Source organism: Bordetella tumbae (genome assembly GCF_965139195.1).
GTDB classification, from domain to species: domain Bacteria; phylum Pseudomonadota; class Gammaproteobacteria; order Burkholderiales; family Burkholderiaceae_B; genus Bordetella_A; species Bordetella_A tumbae.
Genome location: NZ_CBCSJH010000001.1, coordinates 361,282 through 379,752, shown reverse-complemented (window position 1 = coordinate 379,752; position 18,471 = coordinate 361,282). Strand labels below are relative to the sequence as shown.

At 59.4% G+C, this 18,471-nt stretch carries 16 protein-coding genes; 12 read left to right on the top strand and 4 right to left on the bottom strand.

From position 1 onward, the window contains the following. Positions 1-157 precede the first annotated feature (157 nt). Positions 158-2,638 carry a TonB-dependent siderophore receptor gene (locus ACNA0J_RS01785; RefSeq protein WP_415815785.1) on the top strand — a complete coding sequence of 827 codons (2,481 nt, stop codon included), beginning with the start codon at positions 158-160 and terminating at the stop codon, positions 2,636-2,638. Positions 2,639-2,696: 58 nt separating this feature from the next. Further along, complete coding sequence (locus tag ACNA0J_RS01780) at positions 2,697-2,978, top strand: peptidylprolyl isomerase (RefSeq protein WP_094823610.1); 282 nt, start codon at positions 2,697-2,699, stop codon at positions 2,976-2,978. 125 nt (positions 2,979-3,103) lie between these two features. Here ACNA0J_RS01780 and ACNA0J_RS01775 read toward each other — a convergent pair whose 3' ends face one another. The 3 genes from ACNA0J_RS01775 to ACNA0J_RS01765 form a co-directional block, all read right to left on the bottom strand. Continuing rightward, positions 3,104-3,481, bottom strand: a complete 378-nt coding sequence (locus ACNA0J_RS01775) for a DUF4148 domain-containing protein (RefSeq protein ID WP_415815783.1) — start codon at positions 3,479-3,481, stop codon at positions 3,104-3,106. 268 nt (positions 3,482-3,749) lie between these two features. Next, the gene (locus tag ACNA0J_RS01770) at positions 3,750-4,268 is read right to left on the bottom strand and encodes a thioredoxin family protein (RefSeq protein ID WP_415815781.1); all 519 of its coding nucleotides are present in this window, start codon (positions 4,266-4,268) and stop codon (positions 3,750-3,752) included. A 107-nt stretch (positions 4,269-4,375) separates the two neighbouring features. Beyond that, positions 4,376-5,065: a cytochrome c biogenesis CcdA family protein gene (locus tag ACNA0J_RS01765; protein WP_415815779.1), complete on the bottom strand. Its 690-nt coding sequence runs from the start codon at positions 5,063-5,065 to the stop codon at positions 4,376-4,378. 248 nt (positions 5,066-5,313) lie between these two features. Here ACNA0J_RS01765 and ACNA0J_RS01760 point away from each other — a divergent pair, with 248 nt between their 5' ends. The 5 genes from ACNA0J_RS01760 to ACNA0J_RS01740 all read left to right on the top strand — a co-directional run bounded on the left by ACNA0J_RS01760 (position 5,314) and on the right by ACNA0J_RS01740 (position 11,024). Beyond that, positions 5,314-6,048 (top strand): response regulator, encoded by a 735-nt coding sequence (locus ACNA0J_RS01760; protein ID WP_415815777.1) that lies wholly within the window; start codon positions 5,314-5,316, stop codon positions 6,046-6,048. A gap of 3 nt (positions 6,049-6,051) precedes the next feature. Continuing rightward, entirely contained in the window at positions 6,052-7,395 is a 1,344-nt protein-coding gene (locus ACNA0J_RS01755) for an ATP-binding protein (RefSeq protein WP_415815775.1), read from the top strand. A gap of 26 nt (positions 7,396-7,421) precedes the next feature. Further along, the gene (gene kynU, locus ACNA0J_RS01750) at positions 7,422-8,672 is read left to right on the top strand and encodes a kynureninase (RefSeq protein WP_415815773.1); all 1,251 of its coding nucleotides are present in this window, start codon (positions 7,422-7,424) and stop codon (positions 8,670-8,672) included. Positions 8,673-8,796: 124 nt separating this feature from the next. Next, positions 8,797-9,888: a tartrate dehydrogenase gene (locus tag ACNA0J_RS01745; protein ID WP_415815771.1), complete on the top strand. Its 1,092-nt coding sequence runs from the start codon at positions 8,797-8,799 to the stop codon at positions 9,886-9,888. A gap of 149 nt (positions 9,889-10,037) precedes the next feature. After that, entirely contained in the window at positions 10,038-11,024 is a 987-nt protein-coding gene (locus ACNA0J_RS01740; RefSeq protein WP_415815769.1) for a Bug family tripartite tricarboxylate transporter substrate binding protein, read from the top strand. Here the strand turns inward: ACNA0J_RS01740 and ACNA0J_RS01735 are convergent, their stop codons facing one another. Then, positions 11,025-11,942, bottom strand: a complete 918-nt coding sequence (locus ACNA0J_RS01735) for a LysR family transcriptional regulator (protein ID WP_415815767.1) — start codon at positions 11,940-11,942, stop codon at positions 11,025-11,027. A gap of 144 nt (positions 11,943-12,086) precedes the next feature. On the opposite strand from ACNA0J_RS01735, the gene ACNA0J_RS01730 reads away from it, so the two are divergent. The 5 genes from ACNA0J_RS01730 (at position 12,087) to ACNA0J_RS01710 (ending at position 18,399) form a co-directional block, all read left to right on the top strand. After that, on the top strand, positions 12,087-12,596 hold the full coding sequence (locus ACNA0J_RS01730) for a sigma-70 family RNA polymerase sigma factor (RefSeq protein ID WP_415815765.1): 510 nt from the start codon (positions 12,087-12,089) through the stop codon (positions 12,594-12,596). After that, a complete protein-coding gene (locus ACNA0J_RS01725; RefSeq protein WP_415815763.1) occupies positions 12,575-13,564 on the top strand; it encodes a FecR domain-containing protein in 990 nt (329 codons plus the stop codon). The genes ACNA0J_RS01730 and ACNA0J_RS01725 overlap by 22 nt, the downstream gene beginning before the upstream one ends. A 116-nt stretch (positions 13,565-13,680) precedes the next feature. Next, complete coding sequence (locus ACNA0J_RS01720) at positions 13,681-16,284, top strand: TonB-dependent receptor (protein ID WP_415815761.1); 2,604 nt, start codon at positions 13,681-13,683, stop codon at positions 16,282-16,284. Between the two features lie 69 nt (positions 16,285-16,353). Beyond that, entirely contained in the window at positions 16,354-17,406 is a 1,053-nt protein-coding gene (locus ACNA0J_RS01715) for a hemin-degrading factor (protein WP_415815759.1), read from the top strand. A gap of 129 nt (positions 17,407-17,535) precedes the next feature. Continuing rightward, the gene (locus ACNA0J_RS01710; RefSeq protein ID WP_415815757.1) at positions 17,536-18,399 is read left to right on the top strand and encodes a heme/hemin ABC transporter substrate-binding protein; all 864 of its coding nucleotides are present in this window, start codon (positions 17,536-17,538) and stop codon (positions 18,397-18,399) included. Positions 18,400-18,471 lie beyond the last annotated feature (72 nt).

The following is an 18,471-nucleotide window of genomic DNA, read 5'->3' as shown; positions in this document are numbered from 1 at the left end:
CGGGCACAAAGCACCCCTGATTTTTTTTTACCGCGTGAGTTCCGCTTTTTGCCCTCTCGATTGATTTAGAGATAGAGAGGGCCGCACGTCTCAGGTCGCGATAGGTGTTCGCACAGACAAGGCCCCTGTTGCACCCACTTTGTGAAGAGGAATTCTCATGCCTTGGCGCTCGTCGCATGCTCTCCGCCGTCCGCAGTCCCGCTCGGCCCGATCGACCCCATTGGGTCTCGGCACGGAACGGTCGCGGCAGAATCGATTTGCCCGCAAGCCCTGGGCGGTCTGGATGGAGTTGGGCGCCCTCACCGCTGTCATCGCGGTGGGGACCGGCATGCCGGGACACGTCTATGCCGCCGACGGCGTCATCGCACAGGCGGCGCCCGCACAGCGCCGCTACAACATCCCCGCCGGCCCGCTGCGCACCGTGCTGACCCGCTTTGCCAGCGAGTCGGGCATTTACCTCGCGGGCTCGATCGAGCTGGCCAATGGAAAAAACAGCACCGGTCTGCAAGGCAACTATACGGTCTCGCAAGGCTTGGCGAATGTGCTGACTGGCACGGGCCTGCAGGCGACACCGGATGCCAATAACCGGTACATACTCAAGGCCCTGCCGGCCTCCAGTGTGAGTGAACTCCCCACGGTCACGATCACAGGCCGCACTGAAAGCGGTACCGGTCCGGTGATCGGCTATATGGCACGAAATAGCGAAACTGCCACGAAGACCGACACGCCGATTGTGGAGACCCCGCAGTCGATTTCGGTCGTCTCTGCCGAACAGATCCGCGATACCGGATCGAGCTCCCTGGATCAGGCGTTGACCTATACGGCAGGCGTACGCACGTCGATGTATGGCACGAGTTCCCGGCTGGATGCGGTGCAAGCACGTGGGGTCGAGATTGAAGACATCTACCTGGATGGCTTGAAAGACCGGGTGAATTACTGGAACAGCACGGCGCGTGTCGAACCCTATCTGATGGAACGCATGGAAGTCCTGCGCGGACCGGCCTCGATGCTGTATGGCCAAGGCGGCACGGGCGGCCTGATCAACAACGTGAGTAAACAGCCCCAGGCCGAAACCCAACGCGAAGTCGGTATTCAAGTCGGAAATCACAACAAAAAACAAATCCAGGCGGACCTGACCGGGCCGTTGAATGAAGACGGCACCCTGCTCTATCGGCTGGTGGCGTTGGGCCGGGAAAGTGGCACGCAACTCGACTACGGCCAGGACGACAGGCAGGTAGTTGCCCCCTCGCTGACGTGGGCTCCCAGCGCCAACACGGAGCTGACGTTACGGTTCAAATGGCAGAAAGACCGGGCCAATGGCGATTCGGGCAGCACGCTGCCCTGGAACGGCACGATCCTGTCGAATCCCAATGGAAAGATTTCCCGGCATACGTTCGTGGGTGAGCCGGGTTTAGACTATTTCGATGCCGACAGCTGGCAAGCCGGCTGGTCGTTCCGCCATGCGTTTAACGAGCAATGGACGTTTCGCCAGAACACGAGATGGACAGACAACAAGACCGATTACGGGGCGTTTGACGTCTATGCGCCCTATCTGGATGCCGAAGAGCGCGTGCTGAATCGCGCCGCGTATTTCTGGAAAAAACATACGCGCATCTTTGCCGCCGATCAGAACCTGTTGGGCAAATTCTCGACGGGCTCCGTCGACCATCAGTTGCTGGTGGGCCTGGATATCATGCGCTATCGCGTCAGGGGTTCTGGCATCGATGACTACGGCCTGGCCGATGGCGGCGGCGTTCCCCCGATCGATGTCTTCAATCCTATTTATAACAGCGGCTATACGCGGCCGGATCTCGAGCCGACTGCCGCGAATGGGGTCAAGCAGCTAGGCGTCTATATTCAAGACGAAATGCGCTGGAGGCAATGGATCCTGCTGGCGGGCTGGCGGCACGATGAATCCACTAACTGGGAAGACGGTGCGGCGGACCGCAATGATCGGGCCAACACGGTGCGAGTGGGCCTGATGTACGAAATCGTGCCAGGCCTGCTGCCCTACGTCAGTTATGCCGAGTCGTTCCAGCCCCAGGCCAATACGGATTATGGCCAACAGCTGCGCCCGCTGCGCGGCAAACAGTGGGAAGCGGGCCTCAAATATCAGCCTCCAGAGCAAGACTGGCGCGCATCGGCGGCCATATTTGAGCTACGCGAGACCAACCGTACCGTGGAAATTTCCCAGACGGAGGTTGCACAACGCGGCAAGACCCGGAACACCGGGCTGGAGCTGGAATGGGTGGGCTCGATCACCCCCAAATTGGACATCAACGCCAGTTTCACTTATTTGAATGTCGACCGCGAATTGACCGGGGTGCCGAAGCGGCAGGCCGCTTTCTGGGGAACGTATAAGTTCGCGATCGGGAATCTGGACGGTTTTACCGCCGGCGCCGGCGTGCATTACGCGAGCGGCTTTGTCGACGAGCCCAACGACGGCTCCTATGTGCCCAGAACGCCATCTGTCACGCTCTTTGACGCCATGGTGGCCTGGGAAAATCGCCACTGGCGCGTGGCGTTGAACGCCAGCAACCTGACCGACAAGGAGTATTTCAGCCAGTGCACCGAGTGGGGGTCTTGCTCGTACGGCACGGGACGTCTCGTTACATTGAGTACGACCTATCGCTGGTAGGTCACACACGAGCGAGTATCATCTGGCTGGTAGTCATTTTTTATTAAAGGAGCACTCCATGGCCCAAGCCAGCGCACGCCACATCCTGGTGTCCACCGAAGCCAAATGCAACGAACTGAAGGCCGCTATCGAAGGCGGTGCCGATTTCGCCCAAGTCGCCCGCGAAAACTCCAGCTGCCCGTCCAGCCGCGACGGCGGCAACCTGGGCACATTCCGCCCGGGCCAAATGGTGCGTGAATTCGACCAAGTCGTGTTCAGCGCGCCGTTGAACGTGGTGCAAGGCCCGGTCAAGACCCAATTCGGGTATCACCTGGTCGAAGTGACTGATCGTCAAGATTAATCAGGACAAGGTCGGTGGGTGGAATCCCCCCCCCACCGACCTGCAGCAATATGCTGACAACCCGGGATTCGCGGCCAGACCGATGTTTTCAGACGGTGCTGAATCCGAGAACCTCTTAGAAGACATCACGAAACAGAAGCGACACGGCTCGCCTGTGAGGCCACCGAATACTCGTAAACAGCCAGCTTGGTTCTGTATGCTGTGCTGTAGATATCGGGCGTCGCATTGCCGCGCCATTCACTAGACAAACCGGCGTGCTTCCATGCCGCCAAGTCCGCCTTGACCTCGGCACGAGACAGCGTCGATGGCGACACCGGAATATAAGTCTGATCGCCCGGCTGTACATTGCCCGCAGCCTTGGCAGCTGCCAGATCGGCCGTGACTTCAGCACGCGACAACGTCGAGACACTCGGCGGCACATAGGTTTCCTCTGCAGCGTGTGCGGCCGTACCGGCGAACGAAGCGGACAAAGCGATGGCAAAGATGGCGAATTGGGTTTTCATAGTAAGTCTCGATAAAAAGTAATGATTGATGGGTGAATGAACGACGAAACACGCTTTGAATAGTCAGCAAGGCATTGTGTCGTGGTTGCTGCCGTGTGCCGTCTATCCATGAGTGTTATTAGAAGACTGTCGCGTATCTCGGATATGTCACGGGGACTGGGGTTTTAGTACCCAAGGTATCTGTAGAACGGTTAGATACAGTGCGAGACAAATCTGGATGCCAACGAGCCGATACGTATCGGGAAAACGGCCGCAAACACCAACAGCATCAACCCGGCTGAGCCAACAGACGCTGAATTTCGGCCTCGGTTTCCTGGTATTTCCCTTCCCCAAAGTGGCGATACACGATGTTCCCTTGCTTATCGATCAGGTATGCCGCAGGCCAGTATTGATTTCGGTAGGCGTCCCAGGTCGCATAGCCATTGTCTTGTGCAACGGGGTACTTGATGCCGAATCGATCCAGCGCCTTTGTCACATTCGTAGTGGAACGCTCGAATGGAAACTCGGGGGTATGCACGCCGACGACGACCAATCCTTGGTCTTTGTATTTCTGATACCAGTCGGTCACATACGGCAGTGTGCGGATGCAGTTGATGCAGGTATAGGTCCAGAAATCGACGAGCACCACTTTGCCACGCAGCGACTGCAGCGTAAGCGGCTCGCTGTTGAGCCACTTTTCAATACCCGTAAACTCCGGAGCGGGGACCGGTGCGGGTTGAGGCGCCGCGTGTACGGCTGAAACCAATAATACCGAGGCGGCTGCGAATGATTTCAACATTTTGAACATGATGAGCTCCTTATCAACAAGCAAAAAAGAGTGCTGGCGAAGTAAATAGAATCGCGTCAGAGAGAACCAGCACGAACAGAAAACACGGGATGTCATCCAGGCACGGGTCAGTGAAACAGCCCCGTTAGCCAGGCATAAAACAAAACGTCGTACTGGAAATAAATGGCCAATGCGGTCAGCACCAACAACACACCGAACCCTTGCTGCAGACGATGGGTATGCCGAGTCAACCAGCCCACACGAGAGGCAATAGCCTTGCCGCCGTACGCAATGGCAAGCATGGGAATACCCGCGCCGATGGCATAGAAGATCAATAGCACACTGGATTGCCCCAGGTTCTGGGCCTTGGCGGCCAGCACCAGGATTGACGCCAACACCGGACCTGCACATGGCGTCCATACAGCACCCAGCGAAATTCCCAGGAGGAACCCGCCTGAATTACCGTTATCAGCCTTTCCCGATAGCATTGCGATGCGCTGTATCGGCCCGCCAATACGAGCGATCAGCCAGTCATACGGGCGCGGCCAGATACGGACCAGGCCAAACAGCATCAACAACACAATCGAGGTAGACCGCACCGCCTCGTGGACGGTTTCATTCAAGTTGGATAGCAGGCTGAGCGCGATACCCAACCCGGCGAAGGAGCAGACAAAACCGGCAACAATGAACAAGGGACGCAGGCGGTTGGAGCGTTCGACAGAACTACCCAGCAAAATGGGTAAAAGGGGCAATACGCAGGGCGAGGCAATCGTCAGAACGCCAGCCAGTAGCGCAATAGGAGCGTTGATAGCATTCATGTTGAGTGTTTCCGTTGTCAGGAAACGCCATTTCGCCCGTGCCAGGTATCTGGTCTGTGCCGCCGGCACCGTCATTTTTTGAGTTCTTGTATCGTGTCCAGAGCTATACACACTACGACACATGCGCGGCTTTCACTGAGCCGTACTTTGACTACACTTCTGATCGTGACGAAACTGCCCTGTCTCATCCTGCAACCCCGTTTCATACCGATCCCCAACCTGCTATATACGGCGTAAGGCATCTAAGAATGGACCAAATCGACCACATCATGATCGTCGACGACGATAGAGAAATTCGCGAGCTCGCAGCCAACTTCCTGCGAAGGAATGGGTTGGAGGTCACCTTGGCCGCGGATGGCAGGCACATGAAGTCGCTGCTGGAAAGCACGAAAGTCGATCTGATCGTGCTGGATATCATGATGCCCGGTGACGATGGTCTGGTGCTATGCCGCGAATTACGTAGCGGCAAGCATCGCAAAATCCCGATATTGCTGTTGACCGCACGCAGTGACGACATGGACCGTGTGATAGGGCTGGAAATGGGTGCTGATGATTATCTCGTCAAGCCGTTTGTCGCCCGCGAGCTCCTGGCGCGTATCAAGGCCATCCTGCGCCGTACCCGCATGTTGCCCCCGAATTTTCAGATCACCGAGCCGGGGCGTCAGATCAGATTTGGCACCTGGCGGTTAGACACAACCGCCCGCCACCTGCTGGACGAAGAAGATACGATCGTATCGTTGAGCGGCGCCGAATACCGGCTGCTGCGCGTCTTTCTGGATCATCCACAACGCGTCCTGAATCGCGATCAATTACTGAACCTGACTCAGGGACGCGATGCCGACATGTTTGGCCGATCCATCGATCTGCTGGTCAGCCGCGTACGTCAGCGTCTGCGCGAAGACGCGCGCGAACCGATGTATATCAAGACGGTACGCAGCGAAGGCTATGTGTTTTCGGCCGCGGTCGAGGTCCAGGAAGAATAAAAAATGCCGCGCCGCCGATTTCCGATACGCCTTTGGCCGCGAACTCTGGTCGCGCGCTTATTCCTGATCTTTCTGGTAGGTTTGGTGCTGGCTCACACTTTGTCGTTTGCGTTGCTGTTTTATGAACGCTACGACGCGACCAAATCGATGATGCTGAACGATCTGCAGCGCGATGTCTCGATTGCCGTCAATATCCTCAACCGCCTGCCAGCCGACGAACGCGCCGATTGGCTGGCGCGCCTGTCCAGCGGACATCGCCAGTATCTATTGGGTCCCGGCACCGCCGACCAGCCACTGCGCCTGGCGGAGGCTCACACGGCAGCCCAGTCCATTGAAGACACGTTACGCGGCCGGTATCCCGTCGTTGTGCACGCCATGGCGGGCAACGACCACCATATTCAGGCTCGCATCACGCTGCAGGACGGCCATCCCGTAGTGCTGGACATCCATTTGGCCATGCCCCCCCTGGCCGTATGGCTACCCGTCGTGTTGGGCCTGCAATTGGTGCTGCTGGCACTGTGCGCCTGGTTGGCAGTACGCCTGGCCGTTCGCCCGTTGACGCAGCTGGCAAAAGCCGCCGATACGCTGCACCCCAACAACACGAGTCCCCCGTTGGACGAGCGTGGCCCCGCCGAGGTCGCACAAGCCTCTGCCGCGTTCAACGCCATGCAGGAGCGTATCGCCAGCTATCTGCAAGAACGCATGCAATTGCTGGGCGCGATTTCGCATGACCTGCAGACACCGATTACCCGAATGAAGCTGCGAGCGGAATTCATGGACGAATCGACGGATAAAACCAAGCTGACACAAGACCTCGGCGAAGTCGAGCGGCTGGTGCGCGAAGGCATCGAGTACGCGCGCAGTGCACACGGCACCCAGGAAAGGCCTGCTCGCATCGATTTGCACGACTTTCTGGACAGCCTGGTATGTGATTACCAAGACACGGGCCGCGAGGTAACGTTGCCGAGCCCGGCTGACCAGTCGTCCGGGTTGATACAGACCCGTCCGCACGCGTTGCGGCGCATCTTGGGCAATCTGATCGACAATGCGCTGAAATTCGCCAACGCAGCCGAAGTCGCTGTACAAAATCATGGATCCCAGGGCGTGTCCATTTTTGTACTGGACCGTGGCCCGGGTATCCCCTCTGACGAACTCGACGCCGTACTGCAGCCGTTTTACCGCGTGGAGGGCTCACGCAATCGCGATACCGGAGGCACAGGACTGGGCCTGGCGATCGGACAGCAACTGGTCACCGTGCTGGGAGGTAAATTGGTGCTGAGCAACCGCGATGGTGGAGGACTGTCGGTCGAGGTGCGAATACCGCTTTCTGCCGATCAGGCAGTGTAGTATTCAAGGACGATAAAGGAGTTTCTATGCATACCCGTGAAGCATGCCTGCAAGCCGATCAACAAGACCCGCTCGCCCCACTGAAAGCGCAGTTTGACATACCGGCAGGCGTGCTTTACATGGACGGCAATTCGCTGGGTGTGCTGCCTAAAGCCGCTATCGCACGCAGCGCGCAGGTCATCCAACAGGAATGGGGCCAGGGGCTGATCCGCAGCTGGAACGATGCGGGATGGTTTGAGCTGCCTTCGCGGCTGGGCGACAAGCTGGGCCGGTTGATTGGCGCCGGAACAGGCCAGGTCGTCGTCACGGACACCACCTCGTTGAATCTTTTCAAGTCTCTGGCAGCCGCGATCCGCATTCAACAGCAGGCCGCACCACAGCGTAAAGTCATCGTGTCGGAACGCGATAATTTTCCGACCGATCTGTACATGATCCAGGGCATGATCGATCTGCTGCAACAAGGCTACGAGATGCGCCTGGTAGATGAGAATCTGTCGTTGGAGCAGGCGCTGGACGACTCCGTCGCAGTATTGCTGCTGTCGCACGTGAATTACCGCACGGGCCATATGTACGATATGGCAGACGTCACAGCGCAGGCGCATGCACACGGGGCATTGACCATCTGGGATCTGGCCCATGCAGCGGGCGCCGTGCCGGTGGACCTGACCGGCGCCAATGCCGATTTCGCCGTGGGCTGCACCTATAAATATCTGAACGGCGGCCCGGGCGCGCCGGCGTTTATCTGGGTAGCGCCGCATCACACCGATCATTTCTGGCAACCGCTCTCAGGATGGTGGGGCCATCAGCGGCCATTTGATATGGCCGTCGATTATGAGCCCGCAGGCGGTATCCGCCGCTATCTGTGCGGCACGCAGCCCATGGTGTCGCTGTCGTTAGTGGAATGCGGCCTGGATATCTCTCTGCAGGCAGACATGAACGAGGTGCGCAGGAAATCGCTGGCGCTCACCGATTTGTTTATTGCGCTCGTGGAAAGCCGTTGTGCCCACCATCCCCTGACCCTGGTCACGCCGCGCGAGCACGCCCACCGCGGCAGTCATGTCAGCCTACGGCATCCACATGGCTATGCCGTGATGCAGGCGCTGATTGCGCGCGGGGTCATCGGCGATTATCGTGAGCCCGAGGTGCTGCGTTTCGGATTCACACCACTCTACTTCGGCTACGCCGATGTTTGGGATGCGGTAGAGATTTTGACGGACGTGCTCGATAGCGAGATCTGGAAACAGCCCGAGTTTTCGCGGCGCGGCGCGGTGACTTGATGAGAGCGGCGCATCGTTAACCTGAAGTTAATAATGCTTTGAATCGCTCCTGCACCCATACGGTGCGGGGATGGGTACAGTGCCTGACACACGCTGGCGATCGGCGCCGGCAGGAGTCAGGCACGTGAAAACATACCGTATTGCAACCATTCCCGGCGACGGCATCGGCAAAGAAGTCATCCCGGCCGGCCAACAGGTCATGCAGGCATTGGCCGAGTCAGATGGCTCGTTCGCCTTTGCGTTTCAGGATTTCGATTGGGGCGGCGATTACTACCGCAAACATGGCGTCATGATGCCTGCCGATGGGCTCGACGATTTGCGCGACAAAGACGCTATTTTGTTTGGCTCGGCGGGCGATCCAGACATCCCCGATCACATTACGCTATGGGGTCTGCGGCTAAAGATCTGCCAGGGCCTGGATCAGTATGCCAACGTGCGCCCCACGCGCATTCTGCCCGGAATCGATGGACCGCTGAAACGCTGCACGCCCGAGCAACTCGATTGGGTGATTGTGCGCGAAAACTCGGAGGGCGAATACTCGGGTGTCGGCGGCCGTGTACACCAGGGCCAGCCCATCGAAGCCGCGACCGATGTTTCCATGATGACGCGAGCGGGCGTCGAACGCATTCTGCGTTTCGCCTTCCGCTTGGCGCAATCTCGTCCGCGTAAACAACTGACGGTGATCACCAAGTCCAACGCACAACGCCATGCCATGGTGATGTGGGACGAAATTGCCCTTGAAATCAGCCGCGAGTTTCCCGATGTACGTTGGGATAAAGAGCTGGTCGATGCTGCGACCGCCCGCATGGTGAATCGACCCGCGACGCTGGACACGATTGTCGCGACCAACCTGCACGCAGATATTCTGAGTGACTTGGCCGCAGTATTAGCCGGCAGCCTGGGAATTGCCCCCACCGGCAACATCGATCCCGAACGCCGTTACCCCTCGATGTTCGAGCCGATTCATGGTTCGGCTTTCGACATCATGGGCAAAGGCCTGGCGAACCCGATCGGCACGTTCTGGTCCGTGGTGATGTTGCTGGAACATCTCGGCGAACATCAGGCAGCCCAGCGTGTCATGAAGGCCGTGGAACATGTGACCGCCAATCCCGCACTGCATACGGGCGATCTGGGTGGAAAAGCCACGACAGCACAAGTCACTGAGGCGGTGTGCCACCACCTGAAGCAGGCATCCACGCAAGCCCAGGCTGCGTAATACAAGCAGAACGCCGTGACCGGACATCGGTCGCGGCACTGCGTGCAGTCGCCGGCGCACGGGCAAGCGCGACATATGCATAGCAGCACAACTTGTGCGCCCAAAAAAAAATGATCACCACAGATCGACAACCACGACGAGGAGACATCATGAAAACTGCAAAGCATGGTCTGCGCATCGCGCTGACCGGCGTGCTATGTGCAGCCGGCATCACACTGGCAAGCAGTGCGGCAGCACAAAACTATCCCACGCGCCCCGTGAACTTGATCGTGCCCTTCCCGGCGGGCGGCACCACCGATGTGCTGGCGCGTACGCTCGGCCAAGAGTTGGCCAAAAGCCTGGGCCAGCCCGTGATCGTCGAAAACAAACCTGGCGCCGGTGCCACGCTCGGCGCCGATTACGTGGCCAAGGCCGCCCCCGACGGCTATACCCTGCTGATGGGCGCAGTCCATCATACGATTGCGACCAGCGTCTACAACAACCTGCAGTACGATTTTCAGAAAAGTTTTGCACCCGTCACCACGGTAGCGTTGGTGCCGAACATACTGGTCGTCAACCCCAAGGTTCCTGCACAAAATGTGCAGGAACTGTTGGCCCTGGCCCGCAAGACGCCCGGCAAATTGACCTTTGGCTCCAATGGCGTCGGCACAGGACAACATCTGATCGGCGCGCAGTTCCAGGAGATCGGCGGCGTCTCGCTGCTGCACGTGCCGTACAAGGGCAGCGGCCCGCTAACAACGGATCTGCTGGGCGGCCAGATCGACATGTCGTTCGACACGATTACCCCTGTATTGCCTCACATCAAGTCAGGCAAACTGCGTGCATTGGCTGTCACGACGGATAAACGTTCCGCGGCATTACCCGATGTCCCGACGATGCAGGAGGCCGGCTTGAAAGGCTTCAATATGGGCACATGGTTCGGCGTCCTGGCCCCTGCCACGACACCGCCCGAGGTCGTCGCGCGCCTGAATGCCGACATGGTCAAAATCATCCAGTCGCCGGATTTCGGCAAGAAGATGGCGGAGATCGGCGCCGTACCGATAGGCGATAGCAGCGCGCAAATGGCCGAACGCATCAAGACCGATACCACTGACTACGCCAAACTCGTCAAGCAAGCGAACGTCGTGGTCAACTGATTACCAAGAGTCGCCCTTGCCGGTTTTACGCCTGTCCCGAAAATATTCCACCAGGAAATCGATAAACACGCGCACCTTGGCCGACAGGTGATGACGTTCGGGAAAAACAGCGTGAATATCGGCGGGCGGCAAGGCGTAATCCTGCAGCAGCAATTCCAGTCTGCCAGCACGCAAGTGGCGCGCCAGATCCCATTCTGCGCGCTGCAAAATTCCCAGCCCGGCCAGGCCCCAGGTCAATGTGACCTCTCCGTCGTTACTGCTCAGCGCACCACGGACTTTGATCGTTTCACCATAAGTACCCCGCGTAAAGCGCCATAGGCCATAGGTATCATCGTTCTGGCGCAGCACGATGCATTGGTGGCGCGCCAGATCCTGCGGCACCTGCGGGCGGCCATGCTTTTCCAGATACTCGGGCGACGCACAGACCAGACGACGGTTCGGCGAAATAGGCCGGGCAATCAGACGTCCATCCGGGATGTCACCAAAGCGGATCGCGACATCAAACGCATCTTGCACAAAATCGCCCGGTGTGTCTGTCAGTTGCAACTGTACCTCGACCTCGGGATAGCGGCGCGCAAACAGCACGATGGCCGGCGCAATATAGCTGCGCCCGAACCCCAGCGGTGCGTTCACCTTTAATAATCCCCGCGGCTGCGCCTGCCGGCTGGCGATCAATTGGTCCAGATGATCAATGTCACGCAGAATGCGCCGCGCATTTTCCAGATACAGCTCGCCCTCGGCCGTCGGGCTGAGGCGCCGGGTATTGCGGTTGAGCAGGCGCACGCCGAGGCGGTCTTCGATCTGAGCCAGGCGCTTGCTGACAGCGGCCGTGGTCACGCCCAGTTCGCGCGCAGCCGCTGACAGACTGCCCGCACGGACCAGCTCGACCAACAACTGCAGCTCTTGGGACTGCCCCATCGACGTAACACCCTCATAGAAAAGCCGGAGCCATAGTAGCCCAGAGCGAACGCTTCATTTCACATTCGATTATCGGTAACTGGTTGCATCTTCAGCTGATTTATTTAAAATGCGAGTATTTCTCATTTACATTAAGATTCATTAATGTTGCGTTCCCTCCCCGCCTCGCAAGACGCCGTCCACGGCCTATACCGCGACCACCAAAGCTGGCTCGATGGCTGGTTGCGGCGCAAGGTGGGCAACGCCTGCGATGCGGCGGATTTGGTCCAGGATACATTCGTCCGCGTGCTGCGGCACCGTGCCGAATTGGCAATGGTTCGCGAACCACGTGCATACCTGACCACAATCGCCAAGCGCCTGGTGCTGAATCACTATCGGCGTCAATCGCTGGAGCAAGCCTATCAAGAAGCGCTGGCTGCGATGCCGGAGCCGCTGGCCCCCTCGCCCGAACAGCAGTTATTGATACTCGAGGCATTGCACGAGATTGATGCGGCATTAAATGCCTTACCGGCGCGCGCCCGTCAGGCGTTTTTGCTGGCGCAGTTGGAACACTTGCCCTACGAGGAGATCGCACAGCGTCTGCAGGTATCGGTACGCACGGTACAGCGCTACATCGTGCAAGGATACGAACAATGCCTGCTCGCGAGCTCGTGACTCCCGCCGAGGCGCCGCTGGATCGCGGTGTAGCGCGCGAAGCAGCGCGTTGGCTGATGCGGCTGGGATCGGGTCATGCCACGGCCGCCGATGTACGCGCGTGCGACCGATGGCGCGCTGACAGCACCGAGCATGAACGCGCCTGGCAACGCGCGCAAGCATTAAGTCGAACATTTGGCCTGATCCCCGCCGAAGTGGGCATGGCAACACTAGGCCGGCCGGCAGCCAAATCGCGCCGAGCTGCGCTCAAGACGCTCGTGGCCCTGCTAGTGGCCTCGCCTGTGGCCTGGTCGACCTGGAATGCAGCGCCCGCCGTGCGTTGGCGGGCCGACTACCGCACGGCAGTGGGTGAACGGCGCGAGGTCGTGCTGGCCGATGGATCGCGGGTCTGGCTCAACACCGCAACGGCAATCGACGAAGCATTCACCGACACCGACCACACCCTATGGCTGCGTGACGGCGAAATCTACGTACAAGCCTCGCCGCAACGCCGCCCTGCACTTCACGTCGAAACCCGATTGGGCGCCATCCACGCGGACGCCGCGGCGCGCTTTGCCGTCCGGCTCGACGCCCAACGGTGCCAGGTCAATGTCATAACCGGTCAGGTAGAAGTCCTGCCCGCCAGGGCAACAACGCACCGTGTCCGCCTGAGCGCGGCGCAACAAGCGGCATTCGATGCCGATACCGTCTACCCATGGCAGGCCTCGGACACGCGCGACCCGGATTGGCTGCGAGGCACCTTGCACGCGGATGCGATGCGATTGGATGTGTTTGCGGCGGAATTGGCTCGCTATCGATCCGGCATCGTACGTTGCGATCCGGCCATTGCCGCACTGCAGATTTCCGGGACTTTTCAGCTGAGCAATACCGATGCGGTGTTGCAGGCCCTGCCAGCGCTATTGCCCGTGCAAGTGAACTACCGGACCTCGTACTGGGTCACGCTCGGACCGGCAGCAACGCAGACGTAGTTTTATTTTGTTGCATTTAATTTTGGATGTGAATGTCCGGTTTCGTGTCGTGCGGGGTCATGGAAGTCAAAGGCTGTCATGGCCTGTATCCAAAGACCCTGTCCGAAAGGAACCTCATGGACACGCTGTACGCGCCCGCTTTGCCTGATATCCGTTTCTCTCCCCGACGAACCACGTTGGCGTGCGCCATCAGCCGTGCACTGCTGGGGTTGACCATCGCTGGCAGCCTGGGTGCGCTTTGCGCCCCCGCCTGGGCACAATCTGCCGCGACGGTGACGCAGCAACGGGTATATCACGTCCCCGCGGGCGAACTGGGCGCGGCGCTATCGCGCTTTGCCGATCAGGCCGGGATCACCGTACTGTTCCAACCTCAAACGGTCCAAGGCCGCCAGAGTGCAGGCCTGCAGGGCGCCTACCCTGTCGACGAAGCGTTGCGGCGCCTGTTGGCGGGAACGGGACTCGCCGCACGCGAACACGGCAACGGCGCATTCGTATTGCAACCCCAAGATGCCGTCTCACAGCTCACACCCGTGACGGTGCAAGCCGACGCGTTGCGATCCGATCCGGCCTGGGTCAGCACCAATACGCGCCAGGACCTGGATAACCTGCAAGTACGCAGTTGGGACGACGTAGGCAAACGCATGGATGCCGGAGTCAATTTCAATCGCCAGAACAACAGCATCAATATTCGCGGCATGGACGGCAATCGTGTTCTGACGCGCATCGATGGCATTCGCCTGCCGTGGCTGGACGACGGCGCGCGCGGCGTAAAAGGCGGCTTGAATGCAGTCGATTTCAATTCGCTATCGAGCCTGGATATCGTGCGCAGCACGGACTCTGCCTCTGTCGGATCGGGTGCGCTGGGAGGGTCAGCGGAATTACACACACTCAATCCCGACGATCTCTTGCAAGACGGACGCAACTTTGGCGCACTGGTCAAAGGCGACTACGACTCAGGGGACAACAGCCGGGCCGCTAATGCCGCCTTGGCGGGCCGGCTGGCCGAAAACACCACATGGTTATTGCAAGCCGGGATACGTAAAGGCCATGAACTGGACAACCGCGCAGACCATGGCGGCTACGGCGACAATCGTGACAAGCCCGATCCCGAGGATTACACACAACGCAGCGTCATGCTGAAACTGCAACAACGCATCGAAGGCGGCCACCGTTTCGGTTTGACGGGCGAATACTTTCACTATGATTCGGATACCGACAGCAAGTACCTGCAGGGCCCAGGCACCAGCTACGAAATTGGCGAGAACACAGCCAGCGAAACGATCAAGCGTGAACGCGTTTCGATGGACTACGAATACCAGGCGCCCAATGCGGGTGGGTTGATCGACAGTGCCAAGGCCGTGGTGTACTGGCAGCGCCTGCGACTCGATCAGGGGCTGGACGGGGAACGCACCACAGATACGCGTGCATCGATTATCCCTGGCGACCCATTCATGTACGGTTATCCCAACGGGGCTTATGGCCGAGACAACTCGATTCAGGAAACGCTGTTCGGGTTCAGCGGTGAAGCCACGCGGCGAATCGAGGGATCGGTATCGCAAATCGTGACCGTGGGGGCCGAATGGATGGGTAATCGCACCGAACAATATTCTGACGGCTACGACAACTGCCCCGATATACCAACGGGCTTGCCCGCGCTTTTCGGCCCGCGTTCCTGCGACATGCTGCACACCAACCAGGCGGACATGCCGCGCATCAAAGGCAGCCAATGGGCTCTATGGGCAAAGGATGAGTTTTCCTTTGCCCAGGGCCACTACACGCTGACGCCTTCGATCCGGTACGACCATTACGAGCAAAAACCACAAGACACCGGCAGCTACGAGAGCAATCCCAATGCCGGCGCATTGCCGCCTTCATCGAGTGGCGGCAGGTTTTCGCCGAGCTTGCTGGGAACCTGGAAAGCACAAGAGCAGGTCACGTTTTACGCACAATATGCGTATGGCTATCGCGCCCCCAGCGCGACCGAGCTTTACACGAACTACGGCGCACCAGGCACGTATCTGCGTGCCGGCAATCCTAATTTGAAACCGGAATCCAGCCGCGGCTGGGAACTAGGCGCTCGCCTGGGCAACGATGACCTCGGCGGGGCGTTGTCGCTCTTTGATACACGCTATCAAAACTTCATCGATACCCAAATACCGGTGACGGCCGGCGATCCGCAATGGCAAGGCAGTTGGGACGAACAGTATCCGCTGGGTGTCACCACCGCAGCCAACCGCGCCCGAGTGCGTATCTACGGTGCCGAGGCCTCGGCACATTGGCGTTTCACCCCGAACTGGCGCACTTGGGGATCATTGGCCTGGACTGTCGGCAAAGACCAAAGCACCGGCCAATATCTGAATTCGGTGCCGCCCTTCAAGGCGATTCTGGGCCTGGGCTACGACCGAAGCGAATGGGGCGCGAGCGCCATGTGGACGCTATCCGCACAACGCAACAAAGTCGAATATCCCGACGCGACCACCGATGCGCCCAATCCCGATTTTCGCGCCCCCGGCTATGGCGTCGTGGACCTGATGGCCTACTGGAAACCTGCTGCGGTCAAGGGGTTGCAAGTCCGTGCGGGGGTGTTCAACCTGTTCGACAAAAAATACTGGGAAGCCATCAACGTTCCCACTGCAGGAGCATCTGCCCTGCCCCATCCGGTAGACTGGTACACCGAACCTGGGCGCAGTGTGCGCGTCTCACTAACCTATCAATACTGAACCACGGGCCTGCCAGGCGGCGGCCCGGGACTATGGGTCGCCCGCCGTACCCGGACAGAGGAGTCATCCATGAGCAACACTTCTTTCACCCAACTGGCCGCCGAATTGCGCGCTCGTAACGACGCCCTGGTCGCAGAGCAACCGGGCCAACGCGCGCGCAATCTCGCCCAAGCATTGAACGTATCCGAGGCCCAATGGGTCGCCGCCGAATGCAACGGGCTGCGCGCCACCGCGCTGACGGGCGCCGCGTCCCCGCAAGCGATATTCCGCGAACTGGGATCGCTGGGTGAGGTCATGGCGTTGACGCGCAACGACTGGTGTGTCCATGAGCGCCACGGGCGCTACGAGTCCATCCAGGCAGAAGGCCCTGTCGGCCTCGTCCTGGGACCTGACATTGATTTGCGTGTGTTCTTCAGCACCTGGGATTCAGCCTGGGCCGTCGAACAAGACGGCCGGCATAGCCTGCAGTTCTTTGACTGTGCAGGCGCTGCCGTGCATAAGGTCTATCGTACCGATGCCACGGATGTCGCTGCCTATGATGCGCTTGTCGCACGCTTCGCAGGCGAGCCTGTCTGGCCGCAGACCAAACCCTATGCGTCCAAAGACGAATCCGACACCGTCAGTGATCCTGACGCGCTGCGTACCGCCTGGCTGGCCATGCAAGATACGCACGAGTTCTTTCCTCTGCTGCGTAAATTCAAAGTCTCCCGCCTGGCCGCGCTGAGGGCGGCAGGATCCGATCTGGCGCAGCAGGTTGAGACCGATACCGCCGAACGCATGTTGGAGGCCGCTGCGCAGTCAGGCCTGTCCATCATGTGTTTTGTAGGCAACCCCGGCATGATCCAGATCCACACAGGTCCGATCACCAAACTATTGCGCACAGGCCCCTGGTTCAACGTGCTCGATCCGCGATTCAATCTGCATCTGAACACCGGCGCTATCGACTCGGCGTGGGTGGTCAGCAAACCCACCAGCGATGGCTGGGTCACCTCGCTCGAGGTCTACAACGCCCATGGGGATCTCATCGTGCAGTTCTTTGGTGAACGCAAGCCTGGCAAACCAGAACTTGCCGAATGGCGCAATCTATTGAGCAGCCTTTGCGCCGAGCCGTTAGCGGCGTAACACCCTACATGATCAGTGTGTCGCGTACTCAGCACCGCCAAGAACGGCTAAGCTTAAGCACCAAGACGCTCTGATCAGTCGACCCTTTATCCGCCGTACGGAAACACGACGCCTCATCAAGGAAGCACCATGGCCGCAAGTCTAGCCAAGACGATCGCCGCTGCAATCGCTGCAGTCTGGGTCACCAGCGCCGCACAAGCCGCGAATGATCCCCCTTCTGCCGCTCAACGCGTTGTCACATTGGGCGGCACGGTCACCGAAATCGTCTATGCCCTGGATCAAGGAGATCGTCTCGTCGGCGACGATCAATCGAGCTTGTATCCCGAGGCGGCGACCAAGTTACCGCGCGTCGGGTATTACCGTGCCGTGCCCGTCGAAGGCGTACTCGCGTTGAATCCGGACCTGGTGCTGGCGTCTGAGCAATCTGGTCCCCCCACGGCACTCGCGCGCCTGAAGGAAATCGGCGTCCCCCTTGAAATCATCTCTGACAAGCCCAGCGTGCAATCGCTCAACGATCGCATTCTGCAAATCGGTAAAGCCCTGGGCGTACCAGAGCGCGGCGAGCAATTAGCTGGATCCGTCGCGACCGCATTGCGCCAAGCGCAAGCCTTGCCCGAGTCCCACGCGCGCGCTGTACTGCTGATGAACCGCACGGGCACGCCCCTGGGCGCGGGCAGCGACACAGCAGCCGCACTCGTGCTGGAACTCTCCGGACTCGTCAATGTGCTCGCCGACCAACAAGGCTACAAACCCATCTCAGCCGAAGCGCTCAGTGCACTGGCCCCTCAAGTCATCGTCGTCCCCCGCATGTCGCTGGAGGCAGCGGGCGGCATGGAAAAATTCCGCGCTACGCCGGGCATCGCCTCCACGCCGGCAGCAACAAATCACTGCATCGTCGTCATGGACGACCTGCTTGCCCTAGGCACTGGGCCGCGGCTGCCGCAAGCCATACGCTCACTCAAGGAGACCGCTTGTGTCGCTCGCCAAGGCTGATCGCCTGGCACCGCCGACCAGGCGGGCGCATCCTCCCACTGTACTGATCGGACTGGGTATTGCGGCATTGGC

Coding starts and splice junctions, on each gene's coding strand:
- ACNA0J_RS01785 (WP_415815785.1), top strand. CDS start 158: ATGCCTTGGCGCTCGTCGCATGCTCTCCGCCGTCCGCAGTCCCGCTCG.
- ACNA0J_RS01780 (WP_094823610.1), top strand. CDS start 2,697: ATGGCCCAAGCCAGCGCACGCCACATCCTGGTGTCCACCGAAGCCAAA.
- ACNA0J_RS01775 (WP_415815783.1), bottom strand. CDS start 3,481: ATGAAAACCCAATTCGCCATCTTTGCCATCGCTTTGTCCGCTTCGTTC.
- ACNA0J_RS01770 (WP_415815781.1), bottom strand. CDS start 4,268: ATGTTCAAAATGTTGAAATCATTCGCAGCCGCCTCGGTATTATTGGTT.
- ACNA0J_RS01765 (WP_415815779.1), bottom strand. CDS start 5,065: ATGAATGCTATCAACGCTCCTATTGCGCTACTGGCTGGCGTTCTGACG.
- ACNA0J_RS01760 (WP_415815777.1), top strand. CDS start 5,314: ATGGACCAAATCGACCACATCATGATCGTCGACGACGATAGAGAAATT.
- ACNA0J_RS01755 (WP_415815775.1), top strand. CDS start 6,052: ATGCCGCGCCGCCGATTTCCGATACGCCTTTGGCCGCGAACTCTGGTC.
- kynU (WP_415815773.1), top strand. CDS start 7,422: ATGCATACCCGTGAAGCATGCCTGCAAGCCGATCAACAAGACCCGCTC.
- ACNA0J_RS01740 (WP_415815769.1), top strand. CDS start 10,038: ATGAAAACTGCAAAGCATGGTCTGCGCATCGCGCTGACCGGCGTGCTA.
- ACNA0J_RS01735 (WP_415815767.1), bottom strand. CDS start 11,942: ATGGGGCAGTCCCAAGAGCTGCAGTTGTTGGTCGAGCTGGTCCGTGCG.
- ACNA0J_RS01730 (WP_415815765.1), top strand. CDS start 12,087: ATGTTGCGTTCCCTCCCCGCCTCGCAAGACGCCGTCCACGGCCTATAC.
- ACNA0J_RS01725 (WP_415815763.1), top strand. CDS start 12,575: ATGCCTGCTCGCGAGCTCGTGACTCCCGCCGAGGCGCCGCTGGATCGC.
- ACNA0J_RS01720 (WP_415815761.1), top strand. CDS start 13,681: ATGGACACGCTGTACGCGCCCGCTTTGCCTGATATCCGTTTCTCTCCC.
- ACNA0J_RS01715 (WP_415815759.1), top strand. CDS start 16,354: ATGAGCAACACTTCTTTCACCCAACTGGCCGCCGAATTGCGCGCTCGT.
- ACNA0J_RS01710 (WP_415815757.1), top strand. CDS start 17,536: ATGGCCGCAAGTCTAGCCAAGACGATCGCCGCTGCAATCGCTGCAGTC.